Consider the following 18,135-nt stretch of genomic DNA (forward strand, 5'->3'; position numbering starts at 1 on the left):
CGCAGCGGTCGAGGAATTGCGCAACCGGGAAGACTCCGCGTTCCGGTGACGGAGACGTCCGCAACGACGGAGATGAATGCCGACCGGGCTCGGTCATGCTGAAATGGACCGCGCCAAGTCCAGGCCGAATTCATTCGTGACGCCGAGGGCGCGGGCTATCCAGAAAGGACTGTCTGTTGCCCGACCATGAGCAGATCATCTCCGCACTGGTCGCCGACGGCGACGATGTCGACCGCCTGGTGGCGAACCTGACGCCGGATCAGTGGGCCTTGCCCACCCCCGCCGACGGGTGGACGATCAGACACCAGATCGCCCACCTCACGGCCACGTTCCATCTGGCGGGCACCGCCGCGTCCGACCCGGAGGGCTTCGCCAGGATCGCCGCGAAGCTGACGCCGGATTTCGACGCCAACGTGCGGGGCGCCATGCAGCGCTTCCTCGACGACCCGCCCGAGGTGCTGCTGGGCCAGTGGCGTGCCGTGCGGGCCGCCGCCGAGAAGGCGCTCGCCGCCGCGCCGCCGGAACAGCCGGTGCCCTGGCTGGTCCGGCCGCTGCCGCCGGGCGTGCTCGCCGCCGCCGGCATGATGGAGTTGTTCGGGCACGGCCAGGACATCGCCGACGCGCTGGGGGTGCGGCGCACGTACACCGACCGGCTGCGGGTGCTGGTGGCGTTCGCGGTGCGGGTCTGGGACTTCGGGTACCTCGCGCGTGACCTGACCCCGCCCGACGTGGAGTTCGGCTTCGACCTCACCGCGCCCTCGGGCGCGCACTGGCGGTTCGGTCCGGACGACGCCGCCCAGCGGATCACCGGCCCCGCGGTCGATTTCTGCCTGCTGGTGACCCGTCGCCGGCACCGCGCCGACCTCGCCGTGACCGCGACCGGTCCGGACGCCGAGTCCTGGTTGGACATCGCGCAGGCGTACCGCGGGCCGGCCGGGTCGGGACGCCGGCCGGGCCAGTTCGACCACATCCCGGCCACCGCCGGCTGATCATCGAGGTCGTTTCCATCCGGCCCCGGGGCCCGGGGCCGGTCGACCCGTACGGCATTGCCGTGCGCCTATACCGAAAGCCCCAGCGAGCGCATCTGCGTGTCGATTGTGGGCCATACCGCCGGAAAGCGGTCACGCGGTTACAGGGCACGTGAAAGCAATCCTAAAGATGCGCCCCGGCCGATTGGCTCAGAGACTCAGTGGTGGGGCGGCAGGCAGCCGTGGGAGATCGCCACCGAACGGTGGCGGTCTCTTTTCTGAAGCCCCGCGAACCATTTTTGCGCTCATCATGTCGATGCGGTCGTGCGGCACGCTACCCCGGGCGGGATCCCTGGGGAACCGGGGAGGCGACATGGACAAGGCAATCGAGCAAGCGGTCCACCGGGTCATCAGGTTGATGCGGGAGCGCCTCGGCGAGCCGCTCACGATCGACGACCTGGCCCGCACCGCGATGTTCAGCAAGTTCCACTTCTCGCGGATCTTCCAGCGGGCCACCGGCCTGTCCCCGAGGAAGTTCCTCTCGGCGATGCGGCTACAGGAGGCCAAGCAGCTCCTCGTGTCGACCTCCCTGAACGTCGTCGACATCAGCCACCGGGTCGGCTACAACAGCGTCGGCACGTTCAGCACCCGGTTCACCAGCAGCGTCGGGGTGTCGCCGACGACCTACCGGCGGTACGGCGGTCTCGTGCCGCGGATCGCCGTCGACGACCGGTCCGACGGGGCGCGTGGCCCGTCGGCGACCGTCGGCGGCACCATCTCCTCCGCTCCGGACATCCCGCTCGGCCACACGTTCATCGGTCTGTTCCCGCAGCAGATCCCGCAGGGGCGGCCGGTGAGCTGCACCGTGCTCGAACGACCGGGGCCCTACCTGCTGGACAAGGTGCCGCCGGGATCCTGGTTCCTCCTGGTGCACGCCCTGCCGCCCGGCGTGGTCAACGAGCCCGCCGCCCGTGGCGTGCGGCCGTACGTGTTACGGCACGGGCCGATCCGGGTCCACGACGACGGCGAGGTCGCCCTGCCCGACCTGGCGCTGCGTCCGCTCCGGCTGCTCGACCCGCCGGTTCTGCTGGCGTTGCAGGACGTCCGGTCGACGGCCCGGCGCATCGTCGAGGCGCGCTCCCGGCAGGGGCACGGGTTCGGCCTGTCGACACCTGGCGAACCCGCCACCGACAGGCAGGAACACGGGGGCGTCGGCGGACACCTCGGCACGGCCACCCGCGCGCCGAGCGACGCCGCCCGCGCCGCCTGACGCCCGGCACCGCGACGCCGTCGGCGCCCCCGGATCCCACCGGGGCGCCGACGGCGACGGAGCGACCGGGCGTCAGGGCTTCGGAGGGTCGAACAGGGTCGGGAACTTGGCGGTCAGCGCGAGGTCGCCGCTGGTCTTCAGCTTGCCGCGCATGACCAGCGCCACCGCGTGCGCGTTTCCGGTGACCAGGTTCAGGAAGTCCACCGCACCGAGCGCCAGGGTCAGCCTGGGTTCCGCGCGGGGCGCCGGCGACAATGTACACGCACCATTCGCGATCACCATTTCATAGGTGTCCGTACCGCCGTCGGGCCGGTCGCCGATGACCCAGTGAATCACCGCGTCGAGAGTGCGCGCCCGGTCGGCCCGGAACACCCCGGGCATGCTGCTGAACAGCTCGTCGAGGACGGCCGTACGCCGCTCGCTGTGCATCATCTGGCGCAACTCGGCGGTCGGGGTCTTCTTGACCAGCCGGGCGAACTCACGCGGATCCATCGTGGCCGGATCGGCGTCATTTACAGTCATAGGAACCCCTCAATGGGAGACGATGTGCGCACTGGTGCTGCTGCCGATTGTTGTGCATCGGTCACGAATGATCCGACTCCGAGGTTGCGTGACCACGGATAACACCGGCGACGCAACGCGGGAGATGCATCAGCCTGTTTATCCCCGCCACGATGGGTCCATCGCGAACGGAACCGCCCACTCTGGTCCACGCCCACCGGCCGCCAGAGACTGCGTGCAATCCCGTCCAAACGGCAGCACGACCTACTGGGAGAGACGCCGTGCAACCCGAAACCCTAGACGCCGATCCGGCGCGCACAATGACAATCGAGGCGTTCGCCGACACGATCGTCCCCGGCGAGAAACGTTCGCCCGACGACCGCGCCATCGCCGGCGCCGCTACCGGCGGCGGCGCTGTGGCATCGGGCGCTATCGACCTACTGGAACAGCCCGGCGGTGGCCTGGCGCCCGCCCTGGACTCGCTCGCCATTTCCCTCAACGACCACGCCATCGAGTACGCGCAGAAGCGCGACCTCGTGCTCGACGACGACGTGCCGCCGTTCGTGGCGTTGTCGTTCGCCGACCGCACGGAACTCGTCCAGCTCCTCACCGCCCCGGAGCACCCGGAGCGACAGATGTGGGTGTCCCTCGCGCTGTTCAGCAACATGGCCTTCGACAGCGCCGCGCACCTGGGCACGCTGGACGCGATGGCCGCCGGCCATCCGGGTCTGCTGAGCATCGGCTACTTCCGGCCGGACACCGACGGCGTCTGGCGCTTTCCCCAGTTCTCCTACGGCCGGCAACTGGCCGACATCCATCCGAACACCACCACGACGGGCAGCCCAGCGTGACCGCTATCGAGTCAACCGACGTCCTCGTGATCGGCAGCGGCTTCGGCGGCGCGATCGCGGCCTACCATCTCGCGGCCGGCGGCGCGCGCGTCACCGTTCTGGAGCGCGGCCCCTGGCTCACCGCCGAGGAGTTCGACCACGACTTCCTGCTCGGCTCGTCCTACACGCGCATCTTCGACTTCGTGGTCGGCGACGGCATGAGCGTGCTCAGCGGCAACTGCGTCGGCGGCGGCAGCGTCGTCTACTTCGCCACCATGCCGCGGGCGCCACGGTTCGTCTTCGAACGCCGGGGCAGCATCGGCCGGCGGATGTGGCCGGCCGCCATCAGCCGGGACACCCTCGAGCCGTGGTACGACCGGGTCGCCGAGGCCCTGCCGGTGCGGCTCACCCCCTGGGACCAGGTGCCGTTCGCCGGAGGGCTCTTCGCGGCGGCCTGCGCCCACGCCGGCCGCACCGCGAATCCGGCGCCGTCCGCGATCGACCTCGACCTGTGCACCAACTGCAACTGGATGATGGCCGGGTGCCGGTTCGACGCGAAGCGCTCGCTGCTGCTGAACTACCTCCCGGCCGCGCTCGCGCACGGCGCCGAGATCCGGCCCATGCACGAGGTCCAGTACCTGTCCCGCAACGACGACGGCGGCTACCGGGTGCACTACCGGATCGTCGACGACCTCGACTACCGGGTCCTGCACGACGAGGGCGCCATCGACGCGAAGATCGTCGTGCTGGCCGCCGGCGCGGGCGCCACGCCGGTCATCCTGCAGCGCTCCGAGCCGCGACTGGGCCCGATGCCGCACGCGGTGGGCCGCTACTTCTCCGGCAACGGCGAGCGACTCAACACCGCCGTCTTCGACGAGGACCGGGTACGCGAGGTGCTCGGCCTCACCCGGGACGGCGGCCAGGCCTACGCCGCCTACCAGATCGGCCGGGGACCCACCGTCGCGAGCTGGGACCAGCTCGACGGCAGCCTCCCGGAGTACGAACGCTTCTCCCTCGAACAGCTCTACTTCCCGCCGGGGCTCGGCACGATCCTGGCCCAGGCGCCCGACGCCACCGGCCCGACCTGGTTCGGCGTGGAGAAGAAGGAGATGATGCAGCGCTGGCAGTCGTGGCTCACCATCTTCACGATGTCCGAGGACGACAACGAGGGTGTCTTCGGGCCGCCGCCCGAGACCGGCAACTCGCACCGGCTCTCGCAGCAGATGCTCGGCAACGGGCCGCTCCGCTACCACCCGACCGCCAACACGTGGCGGGGCTGGTCGCTGTCCGACGCCGCGGTCAAGGACACCCTGGAACGCGACGGGCTCGCCCGCGTCATGCCCTGGACCAACGATCTGGTGGGTGCGTACACCGTGCACCCGCTGGCGTCCTGCCGGATCGGCGACGACCCGGCGACCTCCGCCCTGGACGACGGTCACCAGCTGCGCAACCATCCGGGGATCTTCGTCACCGACGGCTCCGCGGTGCCCGGCGCGCTGACGGTGAATCCGGCGATGACGATCGCGGCCCTGGCCGAGCGGGCCATGCCCGGCATCGTCAGGGCCGCGCAGGAGCGCGGTGTTTCGGTACGCTACGGTGCGCCGTCACCCGAGGGTGAGACCGCCAGCCGGCGGGCGGTCCCCCGCGCCGCGTAGCTGAGAGGGTGCCGGCGCACCGTGCGCCGGCACCTTGCCGCGATCCATACCACGTGGAAAGAAGTCCGTTGTGGTAACGCTCTTCGCCCGGGCCACCCGGCGGGTGTCGGTGACGCACATCCGCCACGTCGCCCCGGTTTCGCTCCGCGCCGCGACCGGCCTGACCGCCCGGGTGTACCGGCAGATGGAAGCCGACTTCGGCATGGTCGCGCCACCGGTGATGCTGCACGCCGCCGCACCCGACACGCTCGCCGCCTGCTGGTCGATCCTGCGGGAGACGATGCTCGCCCCGGGCCTGGTCGACCGGTCCGTCAAGGAGGCGGTGGCCGCCGCGGTGTCGCTGACCAACCAGTGCCCGTACTGCGTCGAGGTCCACGGTGCCGCCCTGGCCGGGCTGCTCCGTGGACCCGACGCGTGGGCCGTCGCCGGGGACCGGTTCGACGACCTCAGCGACCCGGACGTACGGGAGTTGGCGCGGTGGGCCCGGGCCAGCGGGAACCCGTCGGCGCAGGCACGGCATCCGGCGCCGTTCCCATCCGGGCAGGCGCCGGAGCTGATCGGCGTCGCGGTCACGTTCCACTACATCAACCGGATGGTGAACGTCTTCCTGCAGGACTCCCCGATGCCGCCGGCTCCCGCCCCGGTGCTGCGGGTGGTCCGGCGGGTCACCGCCCGGCTCATGCGGGGCATGGCGAGCCGGCACTCCGACCCCGGTCGGTCCGCCGACCTCCTGCCCGACGCTCCGCTCCCGGCCGACCTCTCCTGGGCCGCCGGGCCACCACACATCGCCGGCGCGGTGGCCCGGGTCGCCGCCGCGATCGACGCCGGTGGGGCGCGGAGCGTGCCGGAGCGGGTCCGCCGGTTGGTGTCGGCTCAGCTGGCCAGCCGGACGCCCGAGCCGGCCGGGCTCGGCGGTGACGCGCCGTGGAAGTCGGCGGTCGCCGAACTCCCGGAGAGCGACCGACCCGCCGCGCGGTTGGCGTTGCTGGCCGCGCTCGCGTCCTACCGGGTCACCGACCCGGTCATCGAGGACTTCCGCGCTCAGGGCCACGACGACCGGGCGATCATCGAGCTGACCTCCTGGGCGAGCTTCGCGGCAGCCCGGCAGATCGGCGCCGAGCTGCACCGCGACCTCGCCTCGGGCCCGAGCCCGCGGTGACCCGCCGGGCGGCCGGCCCCCTGTCACCGGCCGGTCCCGGCCCGGTGGAGCGGCCCGGCCCGCGGCCCTGATCGCACCGTCACGCCGGGTCGCCACCGGGGGCCGGCCTCGGCCTCGTACGCGCCGCACGCGGACCGCGAGGCCCCGGTGGTCCCGGGTCGACGCCGGCGGCCGGACCGTGGCCGGGATCCGGCGCGGCGGGACACCCGTACCCGGGCGGATCCGCCGGTGCGGACATTCGCCGTCACTGCCGTTCGATCAGGAACGCGCCGCCATCTGACGGTCGGCGCAGAAGTCGCATTCCCATCCGCCCCCGACGTGATTCGGATCGCCTGCTCCGTGCCGATGACCGGCGCCATCGGGCGCGGCAACACCGAAGATGCAGCGATGTGGTCGCGGTGCGATTGTCGTTACGTCGGCAGCCGCTGTCCGCGCCCGAATACGCCGACGCCCACCCCTCACGCCACGGCCGAACGAGCCGCCACCGGCCTCATGGAAGCGAGAACTGCATGACGACGAATTCCGCACCGACCGGCGCCAAGACCGCGGACCAGGACGCGGACCAGGCCGAGATCGCCGCCCTCCCCGCCCGCATGATCAAGACGTGGGCGGCGCATGACGCCGACGGTTTCGCCGATCTGTTCGTCGAGGACGGAACGCTCATCCTGCCCGGCGTGTACAAGAAGGGCCGCGCGGAGATCCTGGAGTTCATGGCGGCCGGATTCGCGGGCCCCTACAAGGGCACCCGGGTGACCGGTCAGCCCATCGACATGAAGCCGCTCGGCCCCGGCGCGGTCGCCCTGATCAGTCAGGGTGGCGTCATTCCGGCCGGCGAGACGGAACTCCCGGACACGGCCGCGATCCGCGCCTCGTGGATTGTCGTGAAGCGCGACGGCCAGTGGCGTCTCGCCGTCTACCAGAACTGCCCGCGCAACCGTCCGGAGTAGCACGACCGAGCCCGGGTGTCGCGGCTGCCGGCGCGGTACGTCCCTCGGCCGACCGCTGCCGTCCGGCGTCCCGCCCCGGGCTCCCCGCAAAGTCGAAGTTGCGGCCCGTGCCGCGCCGCTGGGACGCTGACCCGAGCCAACTTCTCGTCACCATACAAATTGACCCACAACGATAATGACGGAGGGTTGACATATGGCCAAGAAGACCGGTATCAGCGTGTGGTTGAGCGATCCCGCCAGTTACCGGATGGCGGATCAGCCGGACATCGCGGTGGCCGCTGCCCGCGAATTCAACGAGAAGCACCCGGAATATCTGGTCGAAATCAAGCCCCACGACTTCTACACGATGCCCGAGGCCGTGACCCGAGCCGTGGAGGAGGGGAATCCGCCCGACGTCGCGGAATTCCACTTCACGCTGACGCGGACCATGATGGACACGCTCAAGAGCGACGGCACGCCGCTGTTCACGTCCATCGACCAGGCCATCGCGGGGCGGACCGAGATCCTCGGCGAACCGGTCATGTTCGACGACATGCTGCCCACGGCGCGGGAGTTCTTCCGCTACGCCGGCGAGCTGGTCTCCGTGCCCCGGACGGCGTCCACCCTGGTGCTCTACGCCAACATGAGCATTCTCAACCGCGCCGGCGTGACCAAGCCCCCGCGCACCTGGCGCGAGGTGGAGGCCGCGTGCGAGGCGGTGGCGAAACTCCCCGACGGGCCCTCGCACGGCATCGCCTGGCCGAACTGCTACTGGTTCTTCCTGCAGTCCGTCGCCCAGCAGGGCGGCCTGATCGCCGACCACGACAACGGCCGTTCGGCGCGGCCGGAGAAGGTGAACCTCGCCTCGGACGAGATGATGGCCTACGTCGAGTGGTGGCGACGCCTCCACCGGAACGGCCACTATCTCTACACCGGGACGGCAGGTGACTTCCTCGGTTGCTTCAAGGCGTTCGAGAACCAGGAGATCGCGCTGCTCATCACGTCATCCGTCGACGCCACCCACCTGATCCAGCGAGGTGAGCGGCACGGGTTCACCGTCGCGGCCGGCCGCATGCCGTACAACGACGAGGTCCCCTTCGCGGGCAACAGCCTCGGCGGGTTCTCGCTCTTCCTCGCCTCGGGTCTCAGCAAGGAGAAGCAGGACGGCGCGCTGGCCTTCATGCAGTACCTGAACAGTCCGCGCTACGTCGCGGAATGGGCCAAGCTGCACTGGCGCATCCCCATCACCAAGCCGGCGCTCGACGCACTCGCCGCCGAGGACTGGTTCGCCCGCAACCCCAACCTGCTACCGGCCAGTGAGCAGGCGGCGGAGACGGACGGCTCGCCGGCGTCGCTCGGACCCCTCATGGGCGACCACGCCGCGATCGTCGCCAAGCTGGTCTCCGCGATGCAGGACGTCCTGGTCGACGACGCCGACCCGGCCGTCGCGTTCGCCAAGGCGAGCGAGGAGGCTCAGCAGATTCTTGAGGCCTACCACGCGTACGTCGACGGGCCGCCGCGTCGGACCCCGCGCGACTACACCGTCAGCATCTGATTTCGCGCCACCGTCGCAGCCGCCGGGCAGCATCGCAGACGAGTCGCCACCTTCCAGATATCCGGAGGGTGGCGACGGCGCTTTCACCGATCGACCGGTCACCGGAGCCGGCCGGCCGGCGGCCGCGATGTCACCCGGCCACCCCGGCGCCGCTCGACAATTCCCGCACGGTCGGAGATGCCCGCCGGCGATGTTGCGGCTGGACTGAGATAGCACGTCGAAACCGTGAAAGGAGCTTCCACAATGACGACGTCGCTGGGGAGCCTCTCCACCCGCGTGCGACCGATCGTCGCACCACCCTGAGTGGACCTGGGACACGGACACCACAGTGGATGGTGCCCGGCCCGCCCCTGACGCGCCGGCGTGCCGAGCGGGGGCACGTCGACATCCGAGCAACGGATCCACACCCATCCGGCCGCGGCGCGGCCTCGACCAACGAGGGAAGTCAGCATCGATGATTCTCGAGGACCAGTACTTTCTTGGCTACCGGAGCGCGGAGCACGATCGCCTGCGGGCGCAGGCGGAGGACTTCCGGTCCGAGGCGGCATGGTTGTTCGACCAGGTCGGTCCGCTCGACGGTAAGCACGTCGTGGAGCTCGGCGTGGGACCCCGTGGCTGCCTGGACGAGTTGGCCCGACGGGTGGGACCGACCGGGTCCGTCATCGGCGTCGAGCGCGACGCGGAGTCGGTCGAGCTCGCGCGCAAGTTCGTGGTGGACCGCACGCTTGACAACGTCGAGGTGCGCCACGGCGACGCGCGTGCGACGGGCCTCCCCGGCGACAGCTTCGACCTCGTCACCGAGCGACTGATCCTGCACAACGTGCCTCGGCCCGAGGAGATCGTCACCGAGGCGGTACGGCTCGCCCGCCCGGGCGGCTGGGTCGCGTTCCACGAGGGCGACCGGGTGGGGCAGGTGTGCGACCCGCCCGCCGAGTCGTGGACCCGGCTCATGGAGGTCTCCCAGCGGTACGCCGACCTCAACAAGATCAACCTGTTCGTGGGCAGGCGGATGCCCAACCTGCTCCGCCGCGCCGGCCTCGTCGACGTCCAGGTGCGGCCCGTCGTCTACATCGACCACGAGCCCGGACACGAGCGGCGGATGGTCCTCGCCGACTTCGCCGAGAACCTGCGGGACCGGCTCATCGCGAGTGAGCTCATCACCCGGGAAGAGTTCGACGAGCTGCACACGGCGTTGAGCAGTCACCTCGCCGATCCCGGCACCAGCGTGATCTCTCACCTGTACGTGCAGGCCTGGGGCCGCAAGCCCGAGTGACCGCGTCCTGGTCCAGCGGAAGCCGGCCCGCGACGGCCCCGCTGGACCATCCCGGGCGTCCCCGCACGGTAGAAGATGACCACCGGCGGTGTTGCGGCTGGACTGGGGTGGCGCGCCGACGCCCCGAGAGGAGCTGCCACCATGACCACGCCGCTGGAGAATCTCTCCACCGAGACGCGAACCTTCGCCCCACCACCTGACCTGGCCGCCCGAGCCAACGTCACGTCGGACACCTACGACGACGCCGCCGCCGACCCGCCGGCGTTCTGGGCCCGGCAGGCGGAGCGGCTCACCTGGGCGCGGGAATGGGAGCAGGTCCTCGACTGGAGCAATCCGCCGTTCGCCAAGTGGTTCGTCGGCGGTGCGCTCAACATCGCCTACAACTGCGTGGACCGCCACGTCGAGGCGGGCCGGGGCGACAAGGTCGCCATCCACTGGGTGGGCGAGCCCGGCGACACCCGCACGATCACCTATGCGGACCTGCTCAAGAGCGTCAGCCAGGCGGCGAACACGCTGACCGAACTCGGTGTGACGGCCGGCGACCGGGTGGCCATCTACCTGCCGATGATCCCGGAGGCCGTGGTCGCGATGCTGGCCTGCGCCCGCGTCGGCGCCCCCCACAGCGTCGTCTTCGGGGGCTACTCGGTGGACGCGCTGGCCACCCGGATCGAGGACGCGGGCGCGAAGGTCGTCATCACCGCGGACGGTGGCTACCGGCGCGGGGAGCCGTCGGCGCTCAAGCCCATCGTCGACGACGCCGTCGCCCGGTGCGCCAGCGTCGAGCACGTGCTCGTCGTCCGCCGGACCGGGGAGGACGTCACCTGGGGCGAGAAGGACCTGTGGTGGCACGAGACGGTCGAGCAGGCCGACGGCAGGCACGAGCCGCAGGCGTTCGACTCCGAGCACCCGCTCTTCATCCTCTACACCTCGGGCACCACGGGTAAGCCGAAGGGCATCCTGCACACCAGCGGTGGTTACCTGACCCAGGTCTCGTACACCCACTGGGCCGTCTTCGACCTCAAGGCCGACACCGACGTGCACTGGTGCGCCGCCGACATCGGCTGGATCACCGGGCACTCGCACATGGTCTACGGTCCACTGTCGAACGGCGCCACCGAGGTCATGTACGAGGGCACCCCGGACACCCCGCACCCGGGCCGGTTCTGGGAGATCGTCGACAGGTACAAGGTCAGCGTCCTCTACACCGCGCCCACCCTGATCCGCACCATGATGAAGTGGGGCAGCGACATCCCGGCCAAGTACGACCTGTCGTCGCTGCGCATCCTCGGCAGCGTCGGCGAGCCGATCAACCCCGAGGCGTGGATGTGGTACCGCGAGCACATCGGGCACGACCGGACCCCGGTCGTGGACACCTGGTGGCAGACCGAGACCGGCGGGATGATGATTTCGCCGCTGCCCGGCGTGACCGCCACGAAGCCCGGCTCGGCGATGGGACCGCTGCCGGGCATCTCCGCCGACGTGGTCAACGACGACGCCGAGTCGGTGCCGAACGGTGGGGGCGGCTTCCTGGTGCTCCGCAAGCCGTGGCCGGCGATGCTGCGGACCATCTGGGGCGACGACAAACGCTTCGTCGACACCTACTGGTCCCAGTTCGGCGCCGGCGCCAACGCCGGTGACGAATGGGTCTACTTCGCCGGTGACGGCGCGAAGCGCGACGAGGACGGCGCCCTGTGGCTGCTCGGCCGGGTCGACGACATCATGGTCATCTCCGGCCACAACATCTCCACCACCGAGGTCGAATCCGCGCTGGTGTCGCACCCGGCGGTCGCGGAGGCGGCCGTGGTGGGCGCGGCCGATCCCACCACCGGCCAGGCCATCGCCGCCTTCGTCATCGCCCGAAGCACCGTGGAGACCGCCGGCGAGAGTGGTGACCAGCTCAAGGCCGACCTGCGCAACCATGTCGCCAAGACGCTCAGCCCGATCGCAAAACCCCGTTCGATCATCTTCGTGGGCGAGCTGCCCAAGACCCGTTCCGGCAAGATCATGCGACGCCTGCTGAAGGACGTCGCCGAGAATCGCACGCTGGGCGACGTCAGCACGCTGATGGACTCGACGGTCATGGACATGATCCGGGCGGGGTCCGGAACCGCCGAGGACTGAGCCGGAACCCGTACGACGCGCCGTCGAGGCGCTCCGCGCCACCGGCGCCGGCGGTATCGCCGGCGCCGGTGCGCCGCGTGGACCTCAGCCGGCCGGGAGCGCGGCGGGAGCCGGGAGGGCGCCGGCCGCGGCGGAAGCCGGAACGATCTCCGTCCCGTCCAGGATTCTGGACGGGACGGAGATCGCGGACCGGGCGCCCCGGCCGTGGTGACCGGGCGGGCGTCCCGCCCGAACGCTCAGCGTCCCCGCCAGACCGGGTCCCGCCGCTGGGTGAAGGCGAGCGGGCCCTCGGTCGCGTCGGCACTGTGCATGCGCTGCTCCTCCCAGGCGTAGCGGGTGGCGAAGGCGTCGGCGAGGCTCCGGGTCGCGGCGGTGGCCGCGGCCTCCTTGATCGCCCGCACCGACAGCGGGGCACAGCGCAGGATGTCCTCGACCCAGCTCGCCACGCTCGCGTCGAGTTCGGCGGCCGGCACCACCTCGTTGACCAGTCCGAGCTCGTAGGCGCGGGCGGCGTCGAACCGGCGACCGGTGATCAGGTGCCCGACCGCGACCCGGTAGGGCACCTGACGGGTCAGCCGGAAGACTCCGCCCGCCCCGGGGATCAGACCGAACCTGGCCTCGGTGAGCCCGAAGACCGACCGGTCCGAGGCGATGATGACGTCACAGGCCAGGGCCAGCTCGCAACCACCGCCGAGGGCGTACCCGTCGACCCGGGCGACCAGCGGTTTGGCGAGGCCGAACCGCTCGGTCAGCCGGGGCCAGCCCGGCTTGCCCCGGCTGCCGAAGGTGGACGGCGTGGCCCGGCCCTGCTCGGTCAGGGCCACCAGTTCCTTGAGGTCCTGACCGACCGAGAAGGCGCGCTCACCCGCTCCGGTGAGCACGCCGACCCAGATGTCGTCATCGGCTTCGAAATCGTCCCAGATCTCGGCGAGTTCCTCATGCGTACGCAGGTCCAGCGCGTTCAACACATGTGGCCGGTCCAGCGTGATGTAGGCGACCCGATCCTGTTTCCGGTACCGAACGGTCACCTCGGCACAATCGACAGAGCGTGGTGGAACACGTTCCGCGGGTCGTACCGCTTCTTGATCTGCTGCAGACGCGGGTAGTTGGACTTGTAGTAGAGCTCCGCCCACGACGTCCCGGACGTGTTCCAGGCCGGGTCGGCGAGATCGGCGTCGATGTAGTTGATGTAGCTGCCGCCATTGATCGCGTTCGGCACCGGCACGCCGCCCGTCTCCGAGAAGACGTCCCGGTAGAACTCGCGAATCCACTTGATGTTCTTCGCGTCGTCGGCGGGCGAGGTCCACCGGCCACCGGTGAAGTACACCCGCAGGACGCAGTCGCGGTCCGCCGTCGCGGTCGCGTCCTTGGCCACCGCGTTGATTCTGCCGCCGTACCCGGACATGGTGAGCGCGGCGCCCGCGTTCGTGGGCTCCGGGTCGGTCAGCCGACGGTAGATGGTCGCGAGCTGGCTGTCCGAGAATCCCTTGCGCAGGTTGGCAGCCTTGTCCTTGGAACGCGAATCCGGCTCGCTCTGCCAGTTCCGGTCGTCCAGGTACGGCGCGAACTCGGTGGTGTCCGACGCGGGCTGCACGCCCACCCCGGACATGACCGCCTCGACGTGTGCGTCGACGAGGGCCTGGGCATTCGGCACCCCGCTGTCGACACCCACGATGAAACCGACCGGCCCGGCCGACTTGTGGAAGGTGAAGAACCCACCCCACAGATTCGCGTACGGCGAGTCGGGCGCGCTGTTCTGCTCGTACCAGTTGGTGTAGTTCCGGAAGAACTTCAGGAACGAGGTGCGGTCCAACTGGTCCCAGGACATCACGACCGCTCGCCGGATCATGGTCGCGGGCGCCCGGGGCAGCAGGTCGGCGGGGTCGGTGGAGTCCGTGCCCGGACGTCGCATCCAGTAGCGCGTCACGACGCCGAAGTTCCCGCCCCCGCCACCGGTGTGCGCCCACCAGAGGTCCCGGTTGGGGTCACCCTCGTCACGTGTCGCGACGACGATCCGGGGCTTGCCCGACTTGTCGACGGTCACGACCTCCACGGCGTACAGGTAGTCGGCCGCGAGACCGTACCGGCGCGACAGGAAGCCGTAGCCGCCACCGGCGATGTGGCCGCCGACGCCCACGCCGGGGCAGATTCCGCCCGGAATGGTGACCGCCCACCCCTTGACGAGGGTGTCGTACACCTTGCCCAGCGTCGCGCCGCTCTCGATGGCGAACGCCCGCCGCTTGGGGTCGTAGTAGACATCCGACATCTGCGAGAGGTCGATCAGTTCCTGAATGTCAGGAGAGGAGGTGAGATTCTCGAAGGAATGGCCGCCGCTGCGAACCGCAAATCGCTTGTTCGCGGCGACCGCAGCGCCGACGACCTCGGCGACCTGCTTCGCGTTGTAGACCAGGTGCACATTCTGCGGGCTGCCCTCGAAACGCCTGTTCCACGGCGTGATGAGGCTCGGATAACGCGGGTCGTTGGTCCCGACCACCACCGCGTCGGGCGACGCGCACTGCGCACTCGTTGACGATCCTGCGTGGATAGCCGGCGGCGCCGCACTCGCGCTGGTCCCGTTCAGCCCAACGGTGATCCCCCCGGCAACCGCACCTGCTAGCAGCCCACGGCGACTTAAATCCGCCATCGTTAGTTCCCCCAATCGTCACAGTGACGGGGTACATGAGAACAGCGAGGTCACACAGGGGTCTACTTCAAAATTGCTCTATGCGGCGATTCAGGTAGCTCTTTTGGAGGTGTATCGCGAAGGGCCGGCCTGCGACAGTGACATGCACAAGTGGCTTCTGACGTGTGCCCCGACGCCCAATTAAGGCCGAATGCGAAGGAGTCGGGCGGCTGTGACATCGAGCATCAATGACCGGGTGACGCCCGACCAGCCGTCGCGCCCCGACACCCACCACCCGGCGCCGGCTTGACCACCAGTTCGTTGAACGCTAATCCACCCTCTAAGGAGCGGGCATGACGCAGCGAGAAGACCTGCGAAGCGACCCCAACGGGGCACTCTCAACGGACGAGCACCCGCGCGGCGAGACAGAGAGCACCATCGCGCGGATATTCGGCGAGATGCTCGGCATTTCCAGCCTGCCGCGCATGGCGTCCTTCTTCGATCTGGGCCTTGACTCCGTAGCGGTGACCGTCGCGTGCGCCCGGTTGGAACAGGCGACCGGGATCCGGGTCCGGTTCACCCAGCTCTTCCGGACCCCGACCGTCGCGCAGCTCGCGACATGGATCGACGCCCACGACAGCGGGAACGGCGCGCCCCGCACCTCGGTCGCGCCACCGGCCGAGCGCAACGCCGAGCTCGTGGCGATCACCCCCATGCAGGCGCACACCGTTCCGATGGACATCGTGCCGCGGTTCGCCTGGTGGTTCGACGGCCAGGTCGACGACGTGGCGCTCGCCGCCGCCGCCACCGACGTGCACCGCCGTCACCAGGCCCTGCACGCCAAGTACCTCTACGAGCCGGATCTCGGCCTGGCCGAGGTGCCGGCCGATCCGGGCCAGGCGCGGTTCCAGCGGCTGCCGGAGCAGGACGACGACGGCGCGGCCGGCGACGCGCTCTGGGAGGCGCTGGAGCACCCGCTGCACATCGACCAGGGTGAGGTCTGGCGGTGCGTGATCGTGCACAGCAGGCAGAGCAATCGCACCCTGTTCGGGGTGGCCGCGCACCACGCCGCGTTCGACGGCCGTTCGCTGGAGATCATGACGGCGGAGCTGTCGGCGGCCTACTCCGCCCGCGCGGCCGGGAGGGCGCCGCAGTGGTCCGGCAGAACCGCGACGCTCGCCGAGATGGCCGCGGACTACCGTCACCAGCTCAGGACGCAGGACGCCGAGGCCCAGCGCCGGTACTGGCTCAACGAACTCCGCGACCTCCCGCCCTGTCGCCTTCCCGGGCGCAAGGACGGGCCGACGGAGCCGAGCGGACCCGCGGCCGACTTCTCCTTCACCGTGTCGAAGACGCGGCTGCGGGCCTGGGACGACTACGCCAGCGCCAACGGGATGCCGCCGTCGGTGGGGATGGTGGCGGTGTACGTCCAGTCCCTCATCCGGGCGGGCGCCCCGCACGACCTCGGCCTGATGGTGTCGATCGGGAACAAGGCCGGCGCGATGATCGACGCGACGATCACCACCCGGGTCGGCAACATCCTGCTGCGGCCGAACGGGCCGTTCCGGTCGGGCCCGCACCTCCTCGCCCGCATCCGTGACTCGTACCTCCAGGGCATGGCCGCGCGCGACGTCCTGCTGGACATGAAGCAGATGGCCAGCATCCTGGGCGCGTTCGGCGGGCTGGAGGCCATGTTCATCGGCAAGCCGGCCGTGGTCTACAACTCCGTGCCGACGCTCAGCCTCGGCAGCGTCCCCGGTGTGATGGATTCCCGGAACGACGACTGGACGGCGTCCGTGCACGACTTCGTGCTCGAGGTCCTGCCCGTCCCCGACGGCCTGGAGATGCACCTGGTGGTGCGGACCGACCTCTACGAGGGCAGCCTCGCCAACGAACTCGGCAAGCACTTCGCCGACATCATCGACAACGGGCCGAAGCAGCTCGAAGTGGAGACCGCGGGCTGACCGACGTCCCGAGGTCGGGCGCCACGTGCCGGTGGCCGCTCGACGACGAGGTCTCCGGTCGCGGGGTCATCGACGAAGATGAACCCCGCCACCGGAGACCTCGTGGCATGCACGGGGGTGGCGAACGACACGACCTGGTGCACGGCCCCCGGGTGCGACCGGCCGGGCCGTCCCCGCCCGGGCCCGCGCCTTCCGCGCCCCCGAACCTGGCGGTGCCGCCGGCGGGCCCGAAGGGCTCCGCCGGCGGCCGACCACCTACGTGGGGACGACGCCTAACCGATCAACTCCGGTATCACCTTGCCGGCGAACAGGTCCATGCTCGTCCGGTCGTAGGCGGCGTCCGCGAAGTAGGCGATCACGTAGCCGACCCCGGCGTCGGCAGCCTTGCGCAACCGCTCGACGATCTGCTCGGGGGTCCCGACCAGACCACGGCGGAACTCGCCGAGCCAGGATTCGAGCGCCTCGGGCGGCATCAGCGGCTCGTAGTGGGACCTCATCCGCGCCATGCTGTCGGCGACGTCCTTCTCGGTCTCGCCGATGGTCACGAGGTAGTAGGCCGAGCGGGTGATCGCGTCGAAGTCGGTGCCCACGTCCTTGCAGTGCTGGGCCAGGACCCGGGACTTGTGCGCGAACTCGTCCAGGCTCAACGTCCCGAAGTTCGTGTACTGCGCGTACTTCGCCGCGGTCCGCAGCGTCTTCTTCTCGCCGGAGCCGCCGATCCACAACGGGATCCCACCGGCCTGAAGCGGAAGCGGATTGCTGACCGCACCATCGAGCTGGTAGTGGCGTCCCGCCAGCGTGGCCGTGCCGGTCGTCCACAACTGCCGCATGATCTGCGCGCCCTCGTCGAGCATGCCGAGCCGATCGGCGACGCTGGGGAAACCGTAACCGTAGCCACGCCATTCGTCCTCGAACCAGCCCGCGCCGAGGCCGACGTCCAACCGGCCGCCGCTCATCACGTCGACGCAGGCCGCCATCTTGGCCAGGTACGCCGGATTCCGGAAACCTATGCACGTGCACAACTGCCCGAGCCGCACCCGGGACGTGCAGACCGCGAACGCGGCCATCATCGACCACGCTTCGAACGCCGACTCGTTGCTCGGCGCCGGAATGGTGAGAAAGTGGTCGCTGACCCAGATCGAATCGTACGGCCCGGCGTCGGCGGCCTGGGCGATGTCACGAATCGTGGACCACTGCTCGGCCACCGGTATGTTGACGAGGTCGAGACTGTAGCCCTGCGGCAAGTGCACACCAAATCGCATGTTCAGACCCTTTCTATCGACATACCCG

The 18,135-nt window shown here is 70.1% G+C and carries 14 protein-coding genes; 10 read left to right on the forward strand and 4 right to left on the reverse strand.

Annotated features, from left to right (window positions below):
- The first annotated feature begins 176 nt into the window (after nucleotides 1-176).
- Nucleotides 177-989 carry a TIGR03084 family metal-binding protein gene (locus TPA0908_RS26875; protein WP_281942519.1) on the forward strand — a complete coding sequence of 271 codons (813 nt, stop codon included), beginning with the start codon at nucleotides 177-179 and terminating at the stop codon, nucleotides 987-989.
- 352 nt (nucleotides 990-1,341) lie between these two features.
- Nucleotides 1,342-2,238: a helix-turn-helix domain-containing protein gene (locus TPA0908_RS26880; protein WP_281942521.1), complete on the forward strand. Its 897-nt coding sequence runs from the start codon at nucleotides 1,342-1,344 to the stop codon at nucleotides 2,236-2,238.
- 72 nt (nucleotides 2,239-2,310) lie between these two features.
- On the opposite strand, the gene TPA0908_RS26885 is transcribed toward TPA0908_RS26880, so the two are convergent.
- Complete coding sequence (locus TPA0908_RS26885) at nucleotides 2,311-2,760, reverse strand: SCP2 sterol-binding domain-containing protein (protein WP_281942522.1); 450 nt, start codon at nucleotides 2,758-2,760, stop codon at nucleotides 2,311-2,313.
- 299 nt (nucleotides 2,761-3,059) lie between these two features.
- Here TPA0908_RS26885 and TPA0908_RS26890 point away from each other — a divergent pair, with 299 nt between their 5' ends.
- The 7 genes from TPA0908_RS26890 (at nucleotide 3,060) to acs (ending at nucleotide 12,258) form a co-directional block, all read left to right on the forward strand.
- On the forward strand, nucleotides 3,060-3,590 hold the full coding sequence (locus tag TPA0908_RS26890; protein WP_281942715.1) for a DUF5987 family protein: 531 nt from the start codon (nucleotides 3,060-3,062) through the stop codon (nucleotides 3,588-3,590).
- Nucleotides 3,587-5,224 (forward strand): FAD-dependent oxidoreductase, encoded by a 1,638-nt coding sequence (locus tag TPA0908_RS26895; RefSeq protein WP_281942523.1) that lies wholly within the window; start codon nucleotides 3,587-3,589, stop codon nucleotides 5,222-5,224. Before TPA0908_RS26890 ends, TPA0908_RS26895 begins: the two co-directional genes overlap by 4 nt.
- 70 nt (nucleotides 5,225-5,294) lie before the next feature.
- Entirely contained in the window at nucleotides 5,295-6,383 is a 1,089-nt protein-coding gene (locus TPA0908_RS26900; protein ID WP_281942525.1) for a carboxymuconolactone decarboxylase family protein, read from the forward strand.
- A 509-nt stretch (nucleotides 6,384-6,892) separates the two neighbouring features.
- The gene (locus TPA0908_RS26905; protein WP_281942716.1) at nucleotides 6,893-7,330 is read left to right on the forward strand and encodes an SgcJ/EcaC family oxidoreductase; all 438 of its coding nucleotides are present in this window, start codon (nucleotides 6,893-6,895) and stop codon (nucleotides 7,328-7,330) included.
- A gap of 193 nt (nucleotides 7,331-7,523) precedes the next feature.
- On the forward strand, nucleotides 7,524-8,864 hold the full coding sequence (locus TPA0908_RS26910; RefSeq protein WP_281942527.1) for an extracellular solute-binding protein: 1,341 nt from the start codon (nucleotides 7,524-7,526) through the stop codon (nucleotides 8,862-8,864).
- A 454-nt stretch (nucleotides 8,865-9,318) separates the two neighbouring features.
- A complete protein-coding gene (locus TPA0908_RS26915) occupies nucleotides 9,319-10,137 on the forward strand; it encodes a methyltransferase domain-containing protein (protein ID WP_281942529.1) in 819 nt (272 codons plus the stop codon).
- Between the two features lie 141 nt (nucleotides 10,138-10,278).
- Entirely contained in the window at nucleotides 10,279-12,258 is a 1,980-nt protein-coding gene (gene acs / locus TPA0908_RS26920; protein WP_281942532.1) for an acetate--CoA ligase, read from the forward strand.
- 236 nt (nucleotides 12,259-12,494) lie between these two features.
- Here the strand turns inward: acs and dpgD are convergent, their stop codons facing one another.
- Nucleotides 12,495-13,286, reverse strand: coding sequence for an enoyl-CoA-hydratase DpgD (gene dpgD / locus TPA0908_RS26925; RefSeq protein WP_281942534.1), 792 nt, complete (start codon nucleotides 13,284-13,286; stop codon nucleotides 12,495-12,497).
- Nucleotides 13,283-14,755 carry an FAD-binding oxidoreductase gene (locus TPA0908_RS26930; protein ID WP_281942536.1) on the reverse strand — a complete coding sequence of 491 codons (1,473 nt, stop codon included), beginning with the start codon at nucleotides 14,753-14,755 and terminating at the stop codon, nucleotides 13,283-13,285. The genes dpgD and TPA0908_RS26930 overlap by 4 nt, the downstream gene beginning before the upstream one ends.
- Before the next feature lie 479 nt (nucleotides 14,756-15,234).
- Here TPA0908_RS26930 and TPA0908_RS26935 point away from each other — a divergent pair, with 479 nt between their 5' ends.
- Entirely contained in the window at nucleotides 15,235-16,845 is a 1,611-nt protein-coding gene (locus tag TPA0908_RS26935) for a condensation domain-containing protein (RefSeq protein ID WP_281942538.1), read from the forward strand.
- A gap of 272 nt (nucleotides 16,846-17,117) precedes the next feature.
- Here TPA0908_RS26935 and TPA0908_RS26940 read toward each other — a convergent pair whose 3' ends face one another.
- Nucleotides 17,118-18,107: an LLM class F420-dependent oxidoreductase gene (locus TPA0908_RS26940; protein WP_281942540.1), complete on the reverse strand. Its 990-nt coding sequence runs from the start codon at nucleotides 18,105-18,107 to the stop codon at nucleotides 17,118-17,120.
- Nucleotides 18,108-18,135: the final 28 nt, after the last annotated feature.

The sequence above is a fragment of the Micromonospora sp. AKA38 genome, from assembly GCF_027925725.1.
GTDB lineage: Bacteria > Actinomycetota > Actinomycetes > Mycobacteriales > Micromonosporaceae > Micromonospora.